The organism is Maritalea mobilis (assembly GCF_019800885.1).
Taxonomy (GTDB): domain Bacteria; phylum Pseudomonadota; class Alphaproteobacteria; order Rhodobacterales; family Rhodobacteraceae; genus Roseibacterium; species Roseibacterium beibuensis.
In genome coordinates, this window is the sequence record NZ_JAHVKE010000003.1 from 20549 (window position 1) to 36212 (window position 15664).

The following is a 15664-nucleotide window of genomic DNA, read 5'->3' on the forward strand; positions in this document are numbered from 1 at the left end:
GCGCGGATCGCGGCGGGATCCGCCGGAAGATGGGACGGCTATGACCAGTGCTCTAGTTCATTTCAATCACACCGCAAGCCGCAACCTCACGACCTGGCCCGATATGCGGCGCTCGGCCTGGAAGCCGAACTATGGCGACATGCTGGTCTGTATCGCGATCCTGCGCGAGCTTGACTTGGGCGAGACCGTTCGCGTCGGCTTCGGCGGCACGCTCTCGCAGCCGGTGGAACGGGCGATCATTCGCGGGTCGACCTATCTGCACAAGCATTTCAATTTCGACGAGGCGAACAAGACCCTCGACAGCATCGACGCCCCCATGGCGATCGTCGGGCTTGGCGCGCAGAACCCGACGCAGGACGCCTCGTATCTCGATGGCAACGAGGGCGCGCGCGACTTCATCGCACGGCTCAACGAGAAATCCGCCAGCATCTCGGTCCGGGGCGATTTCACCGCCGCCGTGGTGGAGCGGCTCGGCGGCAAGAACATCCGCGTCACCGGATGCCCGTCGCTGTTCTACACGCTGAGCGCCCCGCAGATCCGGGTGCCCGAGATGCTGGCCATGCCCGAGCGGTCGATCGGCGTGTCGATCCATTCCGGCTTGTCGGCGAACATCTTCTGCCACGCGCCGCACGAGGCGCGCGCCATGCATGGCCGGGTCATCGCCTGGGCGCTGGAGAACGCGGCGAACCTCTCGGTCTTCGAACAGGGCGTGTTGCGCGAATATGACATCGCCGACCACGACCTGCCCTTCGACGAACGACGGCAGGCCGCGGCCGAGGTGATCGCCCGCATGAAGGCCGAGCAGCTGTTTTCGCCCGAACGGCTGATGGCGCACATGGTCAGCGTCAAGAGTATCGAGGAATGGCTGGCCAAGGCGCGGGACCTCGACGCGATCCTCGGCTTCCGATTCCACGGCAACATGGTGGCGCTGCTGCAGGGCAAGCCCTGTTACTACTACGTCTACGACTCGCGCCTGACGGAGTTCTGCGACGTCTATGGCTTGCCCTATCAGGACGTCACCGAAGATTGGCGCGACCCGGCGCAGGCGATGATCGACCATGACTGGGACGGTGCAAACGCCCGGATCGCGGCCTGTTTCGACGAGATGAAAGCGTTTTATTCGGAGAACGGGTTTGCGGCGCGGTTCAAGTGATGAACGTGGACTATGGCTAGAAGAACCGACCGTAGATATCGTAGTCCTTGGCGTAGAACTGTTCGATCTTCGTGATCTCGGACGGCGTCAAATCCTGCCGGGACAATTTTGGTCCGCCCGTTTGCTCCCTCGGTAGGGACAGCGGGTGCTCGTTGCCGACGATGGCTTGAAGCTCCGTGATAAGTTGCTCGATTTCTTGAAGATTGCGTATGGCTGAGAACCATTTTGGATCGTGGCCAAGGTAGGTAACGATCGGTGCCGCGTGATGCGAAATACTGCCGGTGTGCTGGACGTAGCCGTCCAGTTCCCGGACAAATGTGCTCAAAGATGGATCTGGCACCAAGCCCGCTGCAACGGCCGCCGGGGATAGCCGTTGCTCGCTCAGGTCCTTATGAAAAACCACCCTGTTCCGGTAGCAGGAGACGAGACGGTCTACAGGATCTCTGACCACGGCCACTCGGAAGTGTCCTTCAACATCGTCCTGCCGAGATTTTTCAAAAGGCCTGCTGCCATAAAAACTGTGGATCGTCTTCGACTTCCCGTTGGCGCGGAAATTACGAAACTCAAATCCGTTCTCGAGACGGAAGAAGAGCTTCTTCATTGACGTGCAGGCGATCTTCGGAACGGGATAGTAGCTTACTCTGTGCTCGTAGTTAAACACGGACATCGGATTGCGCCTCCTGCTCGTTCCGGACGGACGACCGTTTCCCACCTTCTGAAGCGGTGGACTCAGCGGCATGGAGGTCAGGTGGCTCGTTCACGGCCTCTGGTTCGGTCAACTTGCCCGCCAGGTCCGCCGTCGCGGCCGTCCAGTCCCGTACAGCGCCTGCCGCAACCGCGCGTTCGGCCAGGGGGGCGAGGTCTGCGCGGTTCTGGCTGAAGCGGCGCAAGGCGGCCATGCACTGCTCCACCGCTTTGTCCTGCGGCACCAGTATTCCGGTCTCCCCGTCCCGGAGCACCTCGCCCGTTGCGCCGACATCCGTGGCGATCACCACGGCGCCCGCCCGCATCGCCTCCAGCACCGTCAGCGGCAGCCCCTCGTAGCGCGACAGGAGCACCACCACATCCGCCCAGGCATAGGCGGCGGCAAGGTCGCGGGGGCGGCACACCGGCGGCTCCAGCACCGCGGCAACCTCGGGCGGGAGGGCCGGGGCGTCGTCTGCGATCACGGCCTTGCCGAGCACCCGCCAGGTGACGTTCAGCCGTTCGGCGTTCGACCGCCGGATCACCTCAGCCAGCCGGTCGAGGCCCTTCTGACGATCAAGACGGCCGAGATAGAGCACGCGCAGCGGCTCGGACGCGGAGCGCATGCGGCGGGCCGCGATGCTGCGGGCGGTGATGTCGGGGTCAATCTCGAACCCTGGGGCGTTCAGAACCGGCACGATCTTGTCCTGCGGCACCCCCATGCCGTTCAGCCAGTCGCCGAGTTGGTGGGAACAGGGGACGAAATAGTCGAAGGCGTGTTCGTAGGCGACGCCGAGATAGGTGTTCCCGACCGGCCGCCCGAGTGGGGTCAGGTCGTTAAGGTGAAGGGAATTCAGCGTCTTGACCCCCATGCGCCGTAGCTGACCCATAAGGCCGACAGCTGCACCGCCATGAAAGTTGATCGCAGCGTCGAGCCAGTGCAGCAGGCCGAGGACCACGCCATGCCGGCCCGACTCGGCCCATTTCGGCACGTTGGTGCCGAGGTAGTCGTGCGCGCCGCCACCCCAGGCGGAGAACCCGGCATCAGCCAGCAGATTGGTGGTTTCGAATGTGTCGCTCCAGTCCGGGGTCAGGGCGATGTCGTCGCAGCCGAGAACGAAGGCGTGGGGCACCCATCCGTGGGCGCGCAGGCCCCGGGCCATCTGCTGGGCCACTTTCTCGACCCCGCCGAATTCCACCAGAGGCAGCAAGAAGCCGATATGGCGCCGCCCGTCGGGAACGCGGGGGAGGAGGGGGGCGCCGTCGAAGGCACGGCGTGGGAGCGTGTGTTCCCGCCCGCGCAGGTGCACGCCGGCGACGTGGTGTGTCCAGAGACGGTCAGCCGCGGGAGCCCATTGCGACGCGCGCATGCGGTGGACGAGCGACAGGGTGTCGAAGATCGCGCTGGGGCGCTTGAGCTTGGTCAGGATCGACGCGGCCTGCGGCAACTGCACCTCCAGCGTCGTGACCGGTGGGTCCGGGTTGCGGCGGGCGAGGCTGTCGATCCAGTCAGACTGCGGGTCGCGGATCACGTCGGAGAACAGCCGCGTCGGGACGGCGACGGCGACAGCCTTGCTGTGCTGGCCCGGCTTGTCGTTGTGGGAGGTGACGGAGACCGCAAGGCGGTCGCGCGCGCCGGTCTGCACGCTCAACGCCGCGATGGCGCCGGTTTCGCAGATCGTCTCTAGTTTCCAAAGCACCCAGTGCAGCAGTCGCGCCTCGCGCAACCCGTCGAGCACGGTCGAGGACAGAACGATATTGAAGGGCGGTGTCCGGTCGCGCCCGGGCGAAATTTGCGTGTTCCAGTAATTCTGCTCGAACTCCGCGAAACCGATCCGATGGATACCCGGCGCGTCTGGATCGACGCAACAGATGATCTCGCCCCGGTCAGCGATGTGGATGGCATAACGCGGCGCTTCGGCATGCTCCAGCGCGACGAGGCTGCGGGGCATGTAGAGCGACTTGTGCTTTAGTTGCATCGCCCCTTGCAAGGCCCCGCTGTCGCGCTCGGAATCAGCCAGCATGCTTTCCGGCCGCTTGCGGTAGAGAAAGCCGAAATCTTCAATGTTCTTGCCGCGGAACCCCAACTGCGCTGCGGAGAGGAAGAAATCCCAATCCTCCCACCCCATCTTGAAGCCGGTATCGAACAGCACCCCTGCCTCGAAGACCCGTCTGCGGATGAGGCTCCCTGCTTCGCAGATATTCATGCCCGAATGGATCAGCAGCGAATAGTCGCCGCCGTAATCCCCCTGCCATTCAAGGCCGAACATGTCGATATTCGGATAGATCCAGTCCACCTCGGGTGCGGCGTCGAGCGCGGCGAGCGCGCGGGCCAGGGCGTCGGGCTGGAGGCGGTTGTCAGCGTCGAGCATGTAGAGTGCCTCGACGCTTGGCAGATGCGCGAGCACATGCCGGATGCCGCAGTCGCGCGCGTCGCTCAGCCCGCCATTTGCCTTGCGCAGATAGGTCACGATCTCCGGATAGGCCATCGCGTAGGTCGCGCAGACCTCGTCCGTTTCCTGAAACGGGCAGCCATCATTGACCAGGAGTAGCCGCAGGCCGCCCTCAAGCCGCTGCGCAAGCACCGACTCGATGGCCTCGATCAGGAGTGACGCATGCCTGAAGATTGGCACGATGACGGCCAGCCGTGGGGCGGCTGAAGCGAGGTCGGCTACCATGTCCGCACCTACGCCACCGTGAACCGGATCCGGGAGAACGTCGACCAGGCCCAGGACGTGCCGCCGGGCTGGACCGCCAGGCGCGTCATCAGCACGAGATCATGGTCGTCCGACAGGGCCGTTTCGAGCGGGAGATGCAGTTCGCCGTTCTCCTGCGGGCTCAACTTGACCCAAGGGGTCATGCCAACCAGATCGTCAGGTTCAAAGGTTTGCGGCGTGAAGCCTGCCTGTTCCGAAGGGGCGATGCCCATGGCGTATTCGATCATCGGCGCTTGGTCTTGTAGCGTTCGGATGCGCGCATCGAGGTGGACAGTCCCCGCCGGCACGCCGGCGGCAAGTCGCATCGCGGATATCCCTTGCGGCATGGGGTGAACCAGAAGCGCCGCCTTGTCGGCCAGAAAACGGGAATGCTTGCTGTCCGGCGTCAGGTCCTCGGCCTGAGCGAGCACGAGGTCGTCCAGGATGCGACTGCGTCGTGGGCCTGCTCCCGGGTCTGCCGGGAGAAGCGCGTTGGCCGGGATTGGCGCCTTGCTGTCCGGCAGATAGGACCAGCAACGCAGCGCCAGGACACGCGGGTCGCATCGGTCGCCGATGCGGGCCTGTAGCCTTGGATCGGGATGGTTCAGCGAGGTGGCCAGCCACAAGGCGCCTTCTCCCTCCCAGCTGAGTTCGAGGATTGGCGTGAGCGCCGAAGCCTCGAGCGCGCTGTGCAGGGCGAGGCGCACCGGCCCCTCCGTGATGTGTGGACCCGACAGCGTCCAGTGCCCTCTGACCTTATCGTCTTCCTTCGTCAGCAGGGTGATCGACAGCGTTCCCTGATCGGCAATGTCGACATCCTCGATGAAGACCGCGACATCGCTGAGACCGGCGCTCGAGATCGGCAGCCGTTGGGTCAGGATATCGCCCTCGCGCAGCTCCAATGGCGCCATGTCATGCCCGGGTAGCAGGGACAGCGCGTCGGTTCTCTGCGCGAGATTGTTGTCGAGAATGAATTTCTCCAACTGCGCGAAGGCAGCCTGCATCTGGCCATGGCTCTGTCGCAAGGTGGCCAGAGACCGGGAGAGGTCCGCAGATCGGCGCGCCTGCCGTTCAAGAAGCCCCGTCAGGCTTTCCGTGAGGAAACGCAGCAACTCCGTCTCGCGCGCCTCTGGCTTCACCCGTGTCAGATCGCATAGCCGGGGCGGCTCGGTTCCGGCCGCCTCGGCGATACTGGGAAGGAATTGCTCGACAGCCGTCACACCGGTTGCGCTGCTTGCAGCCGTTCCAATGCAACGCGTCGCCAATTCATGCACCGAGTAGACCGCGCGGTCCGTGGCGGACACCACCTCTGCACCGCTTTCCTCGAGCACGGCCAGCTCAACAGGCAAGTCAAGAGAGGTGACAAGCTCCACGTCCTGTTTCGGGATCGTCAGTAGGAGAGTCATGTACTGCCGGTACCTTTTACATTCGTGCACTTTTCCGGGGGGCATGAAAAACTCTGGAGGCCATGCAACCCGGTATCTCCAATCCGACTGACTATCCGAAAAAGGTGAAAAAAGTGTTAATGGACAGCTCTTAGCGGCATGCCCAAGCCGGGCCGTTCAGACGTAACCTGAGCAACCAACCGGCCAATTTCGCTCGACTAAAGCGCCCCGGTCCCCAAGGGGCGGCAGGATGCCCCTGATCCATCTATCGTGGGTCACTCTGGGCCATACTTTTGCATTTGCGTTGATCGGCGTGGCTGGTGGCGCTGCGCGTATGGCCATTCGCTTTGCGTCCGATGACCAGGGGGGAGGCGTGAAGCCGCAGCCCATTGGTCAAACAACTGCTCTTCTCCATCAGAAGACGTGACGGTTTGGAGGAAGTGGGAAAAGCCTCGCCAAGAACGGCTTGGACAAGGCGGCCACGCCAGGGGGTGTGCGTCCACCTGGTGTCACACGCGACCGTCAGGCCGCTGACCTGAAAAATTGGGAAAATCTGGAGGCGAGTACCGGAATCGAACCGGTGTACACGGATTTGCAACAGTGTATATCCGGCTGATTTTTATAGATAAATTGTTTAGACAATGGGCCCAAATAGGCGGAACGAAGTGGGAATGTTTAGACGTGTTTTGTAGTCTGCAAAGCCCATTCCCCAAGCCTCGGCGGGTGTTGTGCGGAGGCGCGGTTGATAATTGGCAACCATCGGATATGGTCCAGCCAGTGACGAGTATTTGAGAGGGCGTTAGCAGATGCTTGGGAGACTTTTCCGTTCTCTTTTTCGACCCGCGAAACAGAGATCACCCCATCGCCCGACCTATTCCCCGCAGCCGCCTGTTACTCCGCTCCCTCCCAGAAAGGTTAGTGGCGGATCGGGTCCGGATCGCACTCCGCCAACACAGATTTTGAAGGGGAAAGCCTACGTCGTTGATGGTGACACGTTAGTAATCAGTGGGACGAAAATTCGGATTTCCGGAATTGACGCACCAGAACTTCACCATCCATGGGGCAAGAAGTCTAAGTTTGCCATGATCCAGATGTGCAAGGGCCAGATCGTGACGGCCCATATTCAAGAGGAAGTGTCTTACGACCGGATCGTTGCCAAGTGTTACCTGGCGGACGGAACAGACCTCGCCGCTGAGCTGGTGAAGCAGGGGCTGGCTCTGGACTGGCCGAGGTTTTCAGGAGGGGCGTACCGACACCTTGAACCAGAAGGCATTAGGAAGAAGCACTGGCGGGCCAATGCCAAACAGCAGGGCAAGCTGAAGCCATCGGAGATGTAACACTGTGATCCTGATTTTTTGGGTCAAGCTAGAGTCCGGCGCTACCGGTCCACAACTGACACTCATCACTGACGCTGTAGCTGGCCGAGGCCTTTCGCGACTTCGAGAGCGCAATCAGTGGCTGGACGAGAATGAGCGGATGTTGCGTTTTAAGCGCATTCCAATACAAAGGTGGTCGATAGGTGACACATGATTTCTGACGTTGAAAGGCAATGGTTCATAAACGCATTGGCTCGGCACTTCACAGTGACGTGGGAGCGTGATCGACGAGTTGTAAACACGGATATCTATGTGGCCTTACTGCGCCCAGCAGCTCGAATTTCGCAAACTTTCGGCTTTGAGAAGGAAATCCCGTTTTTCTTATCTTTCTATCCAACGCTGCAAGCGCGCTCGATGCAGGCAATTGAACAGATTTGTCGTGAGCAGCCCCTTGCTGGACGCATCGACCCCACCGTTGCTTTCTTCTATTCTCCAGATCCCAAACTCCATGAATGGGTTGCTCAATATCAATCTGAAAATCCGGAAAACCGCATAATTGTTCCAGTATCTAAGGCATCACTTGATAACGCCATCGATGATGCTTGGTCATTTGTGAATGACCTCAAGCGCAACTTGTTTATAAGAAACCTCTTTGATTACAAGTTGCCGCTTAAGTCTGACCGCTATTTTTATGGGCGAGAAGATATAGTAGCTGCTATTTGCGATAACGTGAGGAAATCTCAGAATAGTGGTATCTTTGGTTTGCGAAAGACGGGTAAAACATCAGTACTGCTCAAGGTCCAGCGAAGTCTCCAAAAGGCAAAAGACGTGGAGACTATCTTCTTTGATTGTAAAAACCGACCTATTCGGAGAGCATCTTGTGATGACCTAACGGCGAGGATCATTCAAGAGATCGACAAGGTCTTTAATAAAAAGTACACGCAGAAAATAGGCGAAGGCATCGATGTGTTTGATGTTCTAGCTGATGCCGTGCAGTCGATTCCAAAGAAAAAGAAGCTCTGCCTAATATTCGATGAGATCGAGTATATTTCACCAATCTCTCCAACAGACACACATTGGGTTCAAGACTTTATTGATTTTTGGCAGGCCCTTTGGACCATTCAAACGCAGTCTGAAAAAATTTCCTATGTTGTGTGTGGTGTGAACCCAACGGTTTGCGACGTTGATAGGTTTGAAAGTTCAGCTGTGGCTGGCCGTACGGTCCAAAACCCTATGTTCAGTATCTTTAACATCCATTATCTTAGAGGCCTAGAGATAGATAATCTAAGGAACATGATCCAGTTTTTCGGCTCTCGCATGGGCTTATTCTTCTCCAACGAAGCTATTGATTACCTGTTTGAGCAATACGGTGGGCATCCACTACTAACAAGACTCGCCTGTAGCTTTCAACATGAACTTTTAGAAGCACAGGCCGGCGAACGGCCTGTGCGTATCACACTCGATGACATTATGGCGTGCTCAAAAGAGCGAGACGCCGAGCTTAGTGCATATTGTGGCCACGTGGTTTCGGAGATCGCTGAACTATATCCCCAAGAGTATGAGCTGTTGAAGATACTTGCCGCCGGTGAGGTGGCTGATTTTTCCACGCTGGCGTCTCGAAACGAAGACATACGGCATATTCGTGACTATGGGCTTGTCGAAGTTCCAAGCGGAGCAATGCCACGGTTTCGAATCCCAGTGGTTAAGCGATACCTGCAGCAAACCGAACGAGAAGCGATTTTAGCCGATGAAGAAAGTAGGTTTGGACACAAGGATCAAAGGGTGGCGTGGCTAAAGCGGCGATCAAAATCGATCATTGAGGACCTAATACTTCTTAACGAAGAGCGAATGCAAAATGGACTTTTCGCAATGTACCCAAGTTCTACAAGCCTAAAGGGGCACCAGTTTGTTGAGGTGCCTCTCGTTGAAAATGAGGGCGATGCAATTTCGTTCTTGGTTCATGCACACAAGCATCTTGTTGAGCCTGCCGATAAATTTCTAAGCGGTGGCGTTGCTAAGAACGCTGATTTCGAAAGTGAACTTCCAAGCTTACGCCGTTCATTCATGAGGTTGAAAGCATATCGAAACAAGCACTGTCATATTGAGCTGAACGAACACACAGAAAAAGGGTACGCGAGCTTTCTGCAAGAAGACTTTGAGGGAGTTCCGATTTCTGACGTTGAGGGTGGTTGGTTTAAGATGCAGAGGCGGATTATGGATAACATCCACGTTGCGCTCCAGGCTGAGATCGCGAACCTTTGAAGAGCGGGATAAGGAACGTTCTTGGCCAATGCAGCTGGGCAGAAAATCAACACACATGCTCTTTTCTCGGTTTTGGAGTGCGATCCGGACCTTTTCAGAACGGTCATGATTGACGTCTGGTCTGTCAGGCCTCCCTCAGGCGCTATATCGCTACGCACATCCAAGCTGTGCCGATGAGCCGACATGTCGCGATTGGTCCGTTTAGATCGCCTACCTAGCGTCTTCGGTAGCTCCCGGTTCCGGAGTGATGGCAAGCCGTGCGCGTGTTTGCGTCAAGAACGTCGCTACTTTGGTGGTGTTTGCGGTTTTGAATCGTCGGCGTCGGGCTCCTAGCTGCCTTGCGGGCATGCCGTGATATGCTCGATTTTCAGCCGTTCTCAACCTCCTCTTTCTCTTTCCGCGCCCGATATCCTCGCACTGGCGGCGAATGACCGGTCTCTGCTCCCCGCTGAATTCAACCGAGGCCGTCTCCCCCGCATCGTTAATTCAATCTGAGGCGCAACGGCTAGCCTTCTGCCCCCGGAGACGTCAAGGATCGGAGGGGGCGGGAGGCGGGTCATGTATCCCCCACACTCCTTGTTGTGATATGCATTTAGTGACACCGCTGGCGCTGCTTAGCGGCTCTGAACATGGGGTGAGTAACGATTTGTTACGTTTGTTGCGGCGTGGGTATATACGTTTAGTGACACCGCAGTTGATCTCGCCAAGCAAGGGCGCTTGCCCAAGCGCGCTTGCACCTCCTAGCGTCTCTCTCAACCAGTTTGCATGGGAACAGAATTCTCATTCAGCCGGTCAGGATGCGCGAACCTTTATTGGGGTTTCGCTCGGGGTTCGTGAGATCAGTTGTCGGAGCTTTGGGAAAGATGCCGTCGAACAAAATTGAGCATCAGGCACTGAGGTTGCTCTCCGCGTTTGAGCGGGCCGGGAAGCAGGTCAGCCGTGTCACTATTGATGGCCGCAAGATTGAGCTTGTGCTCGCGTCAGGCGAAGATGCGGACGAATTCGACAGGATCGATATGCGCCATGGCCAAGCGTGAGCTTCCCAAACACGTCTACCGGCAACGCAACGGTATCTACTTCCAACGGCGTGGGTGGCCGTCGCAGAAGTTCCAAAGCGAGTTCGGTACGCCGGAGTTCTGGCGCGAATATGCGGGCATTCTCTCTCAGAAAGACAGGCCGCGCGTGGTCGTTTCCCGCAACTTCGGCGCGTTGATCGATGACTATCGCAAGTCGCCGAGGTATCGGAACCTTAAGCCGCGCACGGGGCTGGACTACGACAAGCACCTCGACTTCTTTCGGGAGATCATGGGCGAGGCCAATCCGGCCAAGATGCAGCGCAAGGACGTGATCCGGCTGCGAGACTCGAACGCCGATAAGGCCTATTTCGCGAACTATTCGCTCCGCGTTTTGCGCGTGCTCATGGAGCACTGTGTCGATCTTGGCTGGCGTGACTCGAACCCAGCGCGCGGTGTGCCTGAGTTGAAGTCCCAGAAGCGCCCACAGCGTGAGCCATGGCCGCAAGAGCTTCTGGACGCCTATCGCGCCGCCTGCGAGCTGGGCACCAGAGAGCGGCTCGTGATGGAGCTATGCGTCGGCACCGGTCAGCGGATCGGGGACGTTCTCAACATGCGCTGGTCAAACATCGAAGATGGCGCTGTCTGGGTCCGGCAGAGCAAGACCTCGAAAGAGCTGTGGGTTCCGATCCTGCCCGAGCTGCAAGCTGCGCTGGACGCCGCCAGCCGCCATTCCGTGTTCATCCTGACGAATGAACGGGGCGCGAACCGGTGGTCTTACAGGGGCGCGTCAGCGGCTGTCAGGAAGGTCAGGGAGCGGATCGGGGCTACGGCCTACGATATTCACTCATGGCGCTACAACGCCGCCTGTGAGCTGGTGGAGGCGGGTTGCAGCGATGACCTTATCGCTTCCGTCACTGGTCAAAGCCCCGCCATGGTCCAGCACTACACGAAGAAGGTGCGCCAGCGAGTGCGCGCTGTGCGGGCGCAGCAGCTACGCACCGACCTAAAGCGGTCCTGAGCTCGAGACACGTTTTCGTGCGACCTGGCGCTTTCCCTTGTCCCCTCGATCGAAGCCCTCGCAGAGCGGGCGCGCGTCCGACGCTCTAAGTCCGTTTTGGACGTGTTCTTGCCGTCGCGATGAGCGCCGAAACGCGAACAGAACAAAAACAGAATGTTTAGACAAATGTTTAGACGCGCCGTTCGGTGCGCGCCCAGAATCCGCTAAGCCATTGAAATTAAATGGAGGCGAGTACCGGAATCGAACCGGTGTACACGGATTTGCAATCCGCTGCGTCACCACTCCGCCAACTCGCCGCCGTGGTGTGTTCGGTCAGGTAGCCCATCGTTGGGTCCAGCGCAAGATGCCTTGCATGGAGCACTCGTGGCACCGGCTATGGACGTCACGCCACATGTGGCGCGAAACCACCTTCCTCGGGCATCCGCGTGGTTGCGCGGCCCTGCGGCCTGTGCGAAGACACGTGACAACGCTAACTAGACGACGCGGTTCAGCTACATGACGGATTTCGCTTCCCGTCGCGTTACCATGGTGGACACGCAGGTGCGCCCCTCGGACGTGACCAAGTTTACCATCATCGATGCGATGCTCGAGGTTCCGCGCGAGGAATTCGTGCCGGATACCAAGCGCGAGCTGGCTTACGTTGGCGGCCCGATCGAGATCGCGCCGCACCGTCAGCTTCTCGACGCGCGCTCCACGGCCAAGATGCTCGATGCGCTGGAACTCGAACCCACGGACGTGGTGCTCGAAATCGGCTCAGGCCTTGGCTACATCACGGCGCTTCTGGCCCGCATGACCGAAGCGGTCGTGGCGCTGGAGGAAGACGGCGAACTTGCCGCCGAGGCCGAAGCGACGCTTGGCGCGCAAGGTGTCGTGAATGCCGCCGTCATCACCGGTCCGCTGCCCGAGGGCGCGGCGAAGCATGGCCCCTTTGACGCCATCGTGATCTCGGGCGGTGTCGAGGAGGTTCCGACCTCGCTTTACGATCAACTCAAGCCGGGCGGTCAGATCATCGCGATCTTCATGGAAGGCGCCCTGGGTGAGGTGCGCATCGGGTTCAAATCGCCCGAGGGCCATGTCAGCTGGCGGATGGAATTCAACGCGACGGCCGAGGTTTTGCCGGGCTTCGCCCGCGCCCCGAGCTTCGTGTTCTGAACAGCGCTCGGGCGACGGAAACCGGCGCCCGCTGCGTGCAAACCAAAGCGAAATCGGGCAAGCCGGAGCGGTCTTCGGATGCCCAGCATAGGGTGGTATGAGCGCATGCAGTTTCCGATGAAGCCGACCTTCCAAAGGATCAGGGCGGGGCTGCGCCTGACTTTGGCAGCGGGCGCGTTGGCCCTGGGTGGAATGGCAATGCCGGCCTCGGCGGATTCGCTCCGGCAGGCTATGGTCGATGCCTATGCCAATTCCTTCCTTCTGGAGCAGAATCGCTACCTTCTTCGGATCGACGATGAAGGTGTGGCGCAGGCCATGGCGGCCCTGCGCCCGGTGCTCAATTTCGTGGCCTCCATGGACCGGGACCTTGTTGCGGATACCACCACATCGACGGCCTCGCTGGTCGCGGAATGGGTGATCTACCAAGGCGGCGGCCGACGTGCCGCGATCGAAGGCGCGCGCGAGACCTTGCTGGCCGCCCGTCAGGAGCTTGTCGCGCTCGAGCAGCAGGTGCTGCTCGATGCAGTCACGGCCTACATGAATGTCTGGCGCGATATCCAGGTGGTCAACGTGCGCGAACGGAACGTGCGCGTGATCACGCAGCAATTGCGCGCCGCGCGCGACCGGTTCGAGGTGGGCGAAGACACGCGGACCGACGTGGCCCAGGCCGAGGCGGCACTGGCGCAAGCGCGCTCGGAACTTGCTGCCGCGCAGGGGACGCTGGAGATCAGCCGCGAACTCTTCAACCTCGCCATCGGACGGTACCCGAGCGGTCTGTCGGGGCCTGGGTCGATTCCGGGCCTGCCGCGGACCGAGGCCGAGGCCGAAGCGCTGGCCCGGCAGAGCCACCCCAACGTGCTTGCGCTTCAGCACGAGGTGACCGCCGCAGAACTCGCCGTGGCCGAGGCACGGTCGGCCTACCTGCCTAGCGTTACGTTGGATGGCCGGTATTCCTACACCGATGTCGATCCTACGCCGTTCACCGGTAATCCGGGCGAAGGGGCCTCCATCGGCATCACCCTGACCCAACCGATCTATCGGGGCGGGCAGCTTGCCTCGTTCGAGCGCCAGGCGCTGGCGCAGGCCGCCGCCGTGCGCGCGGGCCTCAACCAGCAGGTGCTGGTCAACGTGCAGCAGGTCGGCAATGCCTGGGCGCAGATGCGCATCGCCAACGCCCAGATCCAGGCCGCGGATCAGCAGATCACGGCCGCTGAACTGGCGTTCGAGGGCGTACAGGAAGAGGCATCTCTGGGCGCGCGCACAACGCTTGACGTGCTCGATGCCGAACAGGACGTGCTCGATGCCCGGATCGCGCGCATCCAGGCGCAGGCCGATCTTTACGTCGCTTCCTATTCCCTGCTGGCCGCGTCCGGCCTTTTGACCGTGGAGCATCTGGGCCTTCATGTGCCCGAATACGATCCGGCGGCCTATGCCGAGCTCTTCGGTCGTGCCCCCGCCCGCTTTGCCTCGCCGCAGGGCGCGCAACTGGACAGCGTGTTGCAGCGGGTCGGCCGCTCGGATTGAATCCACGTGAAGCGGAGCGTTTAAGCCGCTCAAAACCTTTGAATTTAGCTATCCGTTGTGCGGATGGCCTCTTGCCTGTATCCTGCTGCGAAAGCCTCGGTGACACGGCCCGAAGAAATGGGCGGTCGCGCGAAGGGGCACCGCGTCCGTGCGCGGCCACGGTTGAGGAGTGAGCGAGATGTCGAAGACCGCCAAGAGTTCCGACGAGATCGAGGATGTCCTGTCCTCAATCCGGCGTCTTGTCTCCGATCACCACGCCTCGGCGGTTCCCAAAGCGCAGCCGGGCCCTGCAGCGGCGGCCCGGGGCGACACTGACAAACTGGTTCTGACGCCCGCGCTGCGCGTCACCGACCCGGATGATCCCTGGGCGCCCGTCCCTGTGCGCGAAGACGCCGGGGCGGAGCTGTCCGAAACCAAGGATGCAGTTCGTCCAGTTACAGAAAGCGTCCCCCTGTCCGAGGCCGAGGAAGGGCAGGGCGACTGGCAGCCGGATGACCGTCTGTCCGAGTTCGATTCGGTCGGGTCCGAGGCCGATCACGATCACGCCCCCGACGCCGAAGCGCCCTCGATGGCGACCGACCCGGAGGGGATCGCCGCCGGGCAGGAGTTCGACCCGACGAAAGACATGGACCTCACCGACGGCGACCCCTCGGCAGAGGCGCAGGACAACGCACCGACCGACGAGTCGGCGGCTGTCGATCAGGCTGTTGCCGAGCTTTTGGGCGAAACGCTGTCGGATGCCCCCGCCGAGTTCGAGCCCGAAACCGGGGATGTCGATTGGCCCGGCAGCAACGCGGACCGGGCCCTGCGCGAGCTTGCCACTGTCCGCGGTGTGCACCCTGTCGACCCGCCCGAGGCGGACTCTGCGCCCGAAGGCGAGGAAGGATCGAACATGACAGACCACGGGCCGACAGGCGACCCGGACAACGCGGATTTCACACCGATTTTTTCGCGGCGGCCAGATGCTGACATGCGGCACCACTCCGACGCCGAGGGCGCAGGGCAGGGCGACACCCCCATCGAAGCCGAAGTCGTGGATTTTGATCGGGCGCTCGACACGTCGGTCCCCGGGCCGAGGCTGGAACCGAGTTCGGTGGTCGAGGACGCCGCCGGCGTGGATCACGGTCACGACATGCGCCCCGGTGACCCCGAGCCCGGGCGTGCCATGCACTGGAAAACGGGGCCTGCCAATCGCGGCGACATGGCGCCCGATGAAGCCGATTACGAGGATCTGGGCGATGATCGCCCCTTCTCCTTCCCGGAGGATGAAACCGGAATTCTTGACGAGGAAACGCTTCGGGAAATCGTGGCCGAGGTGGTGCGCGAGGAGTTGCAGGGGGCGCTGGGGCAGCGCATCACGCGCAACGTGCGCAAGATGGTCCGGCGCGAAATCCGTCTGATGCTGGCGGCCGACGACCTCGACTGAGCGCGCTCACGCGCTTGACCTCTGCGCTTCGG

General features: G+C 60.6%; 11 protein-coding genes and 1 tRNA gene. 8 read left to right on the forward strand and 4 right to left on the reverse strand.

Annotated features, from left to right (window positions below):
• Positions 1-40: 40 nt before the first annotated feature.
• Positions 41-1153 carry a polysaccharide pyruvyl transferase family protein gene (locus tag KUV65_RS13810; protein WP_222191315.1) on the forward strand — a complete coding sequence of 371 codons (1113 nt, stop codon included), beginning with the start codon at positions 41-43 and terminating at the stop codon, positions 1151-1153.
• Between the two features lie 16 nt (positions 1154-1169).
• Here KUV65_RS13810 and KUV65_RS13815 read toward each other — a convergent pair whose 3' ends face one another.
• Genes KUV65_RS13815 through KUV65_RS13825 form a run of 3 tightly spaced genes read right to left on the reverse strand, consistent with a single transcriptional unit; the run spans position 1170 to position 5864 of the window.
• Positions 1170-1820 (reverse strand): sulfotransferase family 2 domain-containing protein, encoded by a 651-nt coding sequence (locus tag KUV65_RS13815; RefSeq protein WP_222191316.1) that lies wholly within the window; start codon positions 1818-1820, stop codon positions 1170-1172.
• Positions 1807-4515 (reverse strand): glycosyltransferase, encoded by a 2709-nt coding sequence (locus KUV65_RS13820; protein ID WP_222191317.1) that lies wholly within the window; start codon positions 4513-4515, stop codon positions 1807-1809. The genes KUV65_RS13815 and KUV65_RS13820 overlap by 14 nt, the downstream gene beginning before the upstream one ends.
• Positions 4516-4523: 8 nt before the next feature.
• Positions 4524-5864: a DUF6212 domain-containing protein gene (locus KUV65_RS13825; protein WP_222191318.1), complete on the reverse strand. Its 1341-nt coding sequence runs from the start codon at positions 5862-5864 to the stop codon at positions 4524-4526.
• 860 nt (positions 5865-6724) lie between these two features.
• On the opposite strand from KUV65_RS13825, the gene KUV65_RS13830 reads away from it, so the two are divergent.
• The 4 genes from KUV65_RS13830 to KUV65_RS13845 all read left to right on the forward strand — a co-directional run bounded on the left by KUV65_RS13830 (position 6725) and on the right by KUV65_RS13845 (position 11530).
• On the forward strand, positions 6725-7255 hold the full coding sequence (locus tag KUV65_RS13830) for a thermonuclease family protein (protein ID WP_261331807.1): 531 nt from the start codon (positions 6725-6727) through the stop codon (positions 7253-7255).
• A 189-nt stretch (positions 7256-7444) separates the two neighbouring features.
• The gene (locus tag KUV65_RS13835) at positions 7445-9496 is read left to right on the forward strand and encodes an ATP-binding protein (protein ID WP_222191320.1); all 2052 of its coding nucleotides are present in this window, start codon (positions 7445-7447) and stop codon (positions 9494-9496) included.
• 797 nt (positions 9497-10293) lie between these two features.
• Complete coding sequence (locus KUV65_RS13840) at positions 10294-10533, forward strand: hypothetical protein (RefSeq protein WP_222191321.1); 240 nt, start codon at positions 10294-10296, stop codon at positions 10531-10533.
• Positions 10520-11530, forward strand: coding sequence for a tyrosine-type recombinase/integrase (locus KUV65_RS13845; RefSeq protein ID WP_222191322.1), 1011 nt, complete (start codon positions 10520-10522; stop codon positions 11528-11530). The genes KUV65_RS13840 and KUV65_RS13845 overlap by 14 nt, the downstream gene beginning before the upstream one ends.
• Before the next feature lie 222 nt (positions 11531-11752).
• Here KUV65_RS13845 and KUV65_RS13850 read toward each other — a convergent pair.
• Positions 11753-11826: transfer RNA gene (locus KUV65_RS13850), tRNA-Cys, on the reverse strand.
• 199 nt (positions 11827-12025) lie between these two features.
• Between KUV65_RS13850 and KUV65_RS13855 the strand changes: the two genes are divergently transcribed.
• From KUV65_RS13855 to KUV65_RS13865, 3 genes are all read left to right on the forward strand, one after another.
• Positions 12026-12682 carry a protein-L-isoaspartate O-methyltransferase family protein gene (locus KUV65_RS13855; RefSeq protein WP_222191323.1) on the forward strand — a complete coding sequence of 219 codons (657 nt, stop codon included), beginning with the start codon at positions 12026-12028 and terminating at the stop codon, positions 12680-12682.
• A 105-nt stretch (positions 12683-12787) separates the two neighbouring features.
• Positions 12788-14206, forward strand: a complete 1419-nt coding sequence (locus KUV65_RS13860; RefSeq protein ID WP_222191324.1) for a TolC family outer membrane protein — start codon at positions 12788-12790, stop codon at positions 14204-14206.
• Between the two features lie 178 nt (positions 14207-14384).
• Positions 14385-15632 carry a hypothetical protein gene (locus tag KUV65_RS13865; RefSeq protein WP_222191325.1) on the forward strand — a complete coding sequence of 416 codons (1248 nt, stop codon included), beginning with the start codon at positions 14385-14387 and terminating at the stop codon, positions 15630-15632.
• The last annotated feature ends 32 nt before the right edge of the window (positions 15633-15664 follow it).

Bases quoted from the DNA above. Each gene is read 5' to 3' on its own strand.
- KUV65_RS13810 (WP_222191315.1), top strand. From the start codon at position 41: ATGACCAGTGCTCTAGTTCATTTCAATCACACCGCAAGCCGCAACCTC.
- KUV65_RS13815 (WP_222191316.1), bottom strand. From the start codon at position 1,820: ATGTCCGTGTTTAACTACGAGCACAGAGTAAGCTACTATCCCGTTCCG.
- KUV65_RS13820 (WP_222191317.1), bottom strand. From the start codon at position 4,515: ATGGTAGCCGACCTCGCTTCAGCCGCCCCACGGCTGGCCGTCATCGTG.
- KUV65_RS13830 (WP_261331807.1), top strand. From the start codon at position 6,725: ATGCTTGGGAGACTTTTCCGTTCTCTTTTTCGACCCGCGAAACAGAGA.
- KUV65_RS13835 (WP_222191320.1), top strand. From the start codon at position 7,445: ATGATTTCTGACGTTGAAAGGCAATGGTTCATAAACGCATTGGCTCGG.
- KUV65_RS13840 (WP_222191321.1), top strand. From the start codon at position 10,294: ATGCGCGAACCTTTATTGGGGTTTCGCTCGGGGTTCGTGAGATCAGTT.
- KUV65_RS13845 (WP_222191322.1), top strand. From the start codon at position 10,520: ATGGCCAAGCGTGAGCTTCCCAAACACGTCTACCGGCAACGCAACGGT.
- KUV65_RS13855 (WP_222191323.1), top strand. From the start codon at position 12,026: ATGACGGATTTCGCTTCCCGTCGCGTTACCATGGTGGACACGCAGGTG.
- KUV65_RS13860 (WP_222191324.1), top strand. From the start codon at position 12,788: ATGCAGTTTCCGATGAAGCCGACCTTCCAAAGGATCAGGGCGGGGCTG.
- KUV65_RS13865 (WP_222191325.1), top strand. From the start codon at position 14,385: ATGTCGAAGACCGCCAAGAGTTCCGACGAGATCGAGGATGTCCTGTCC.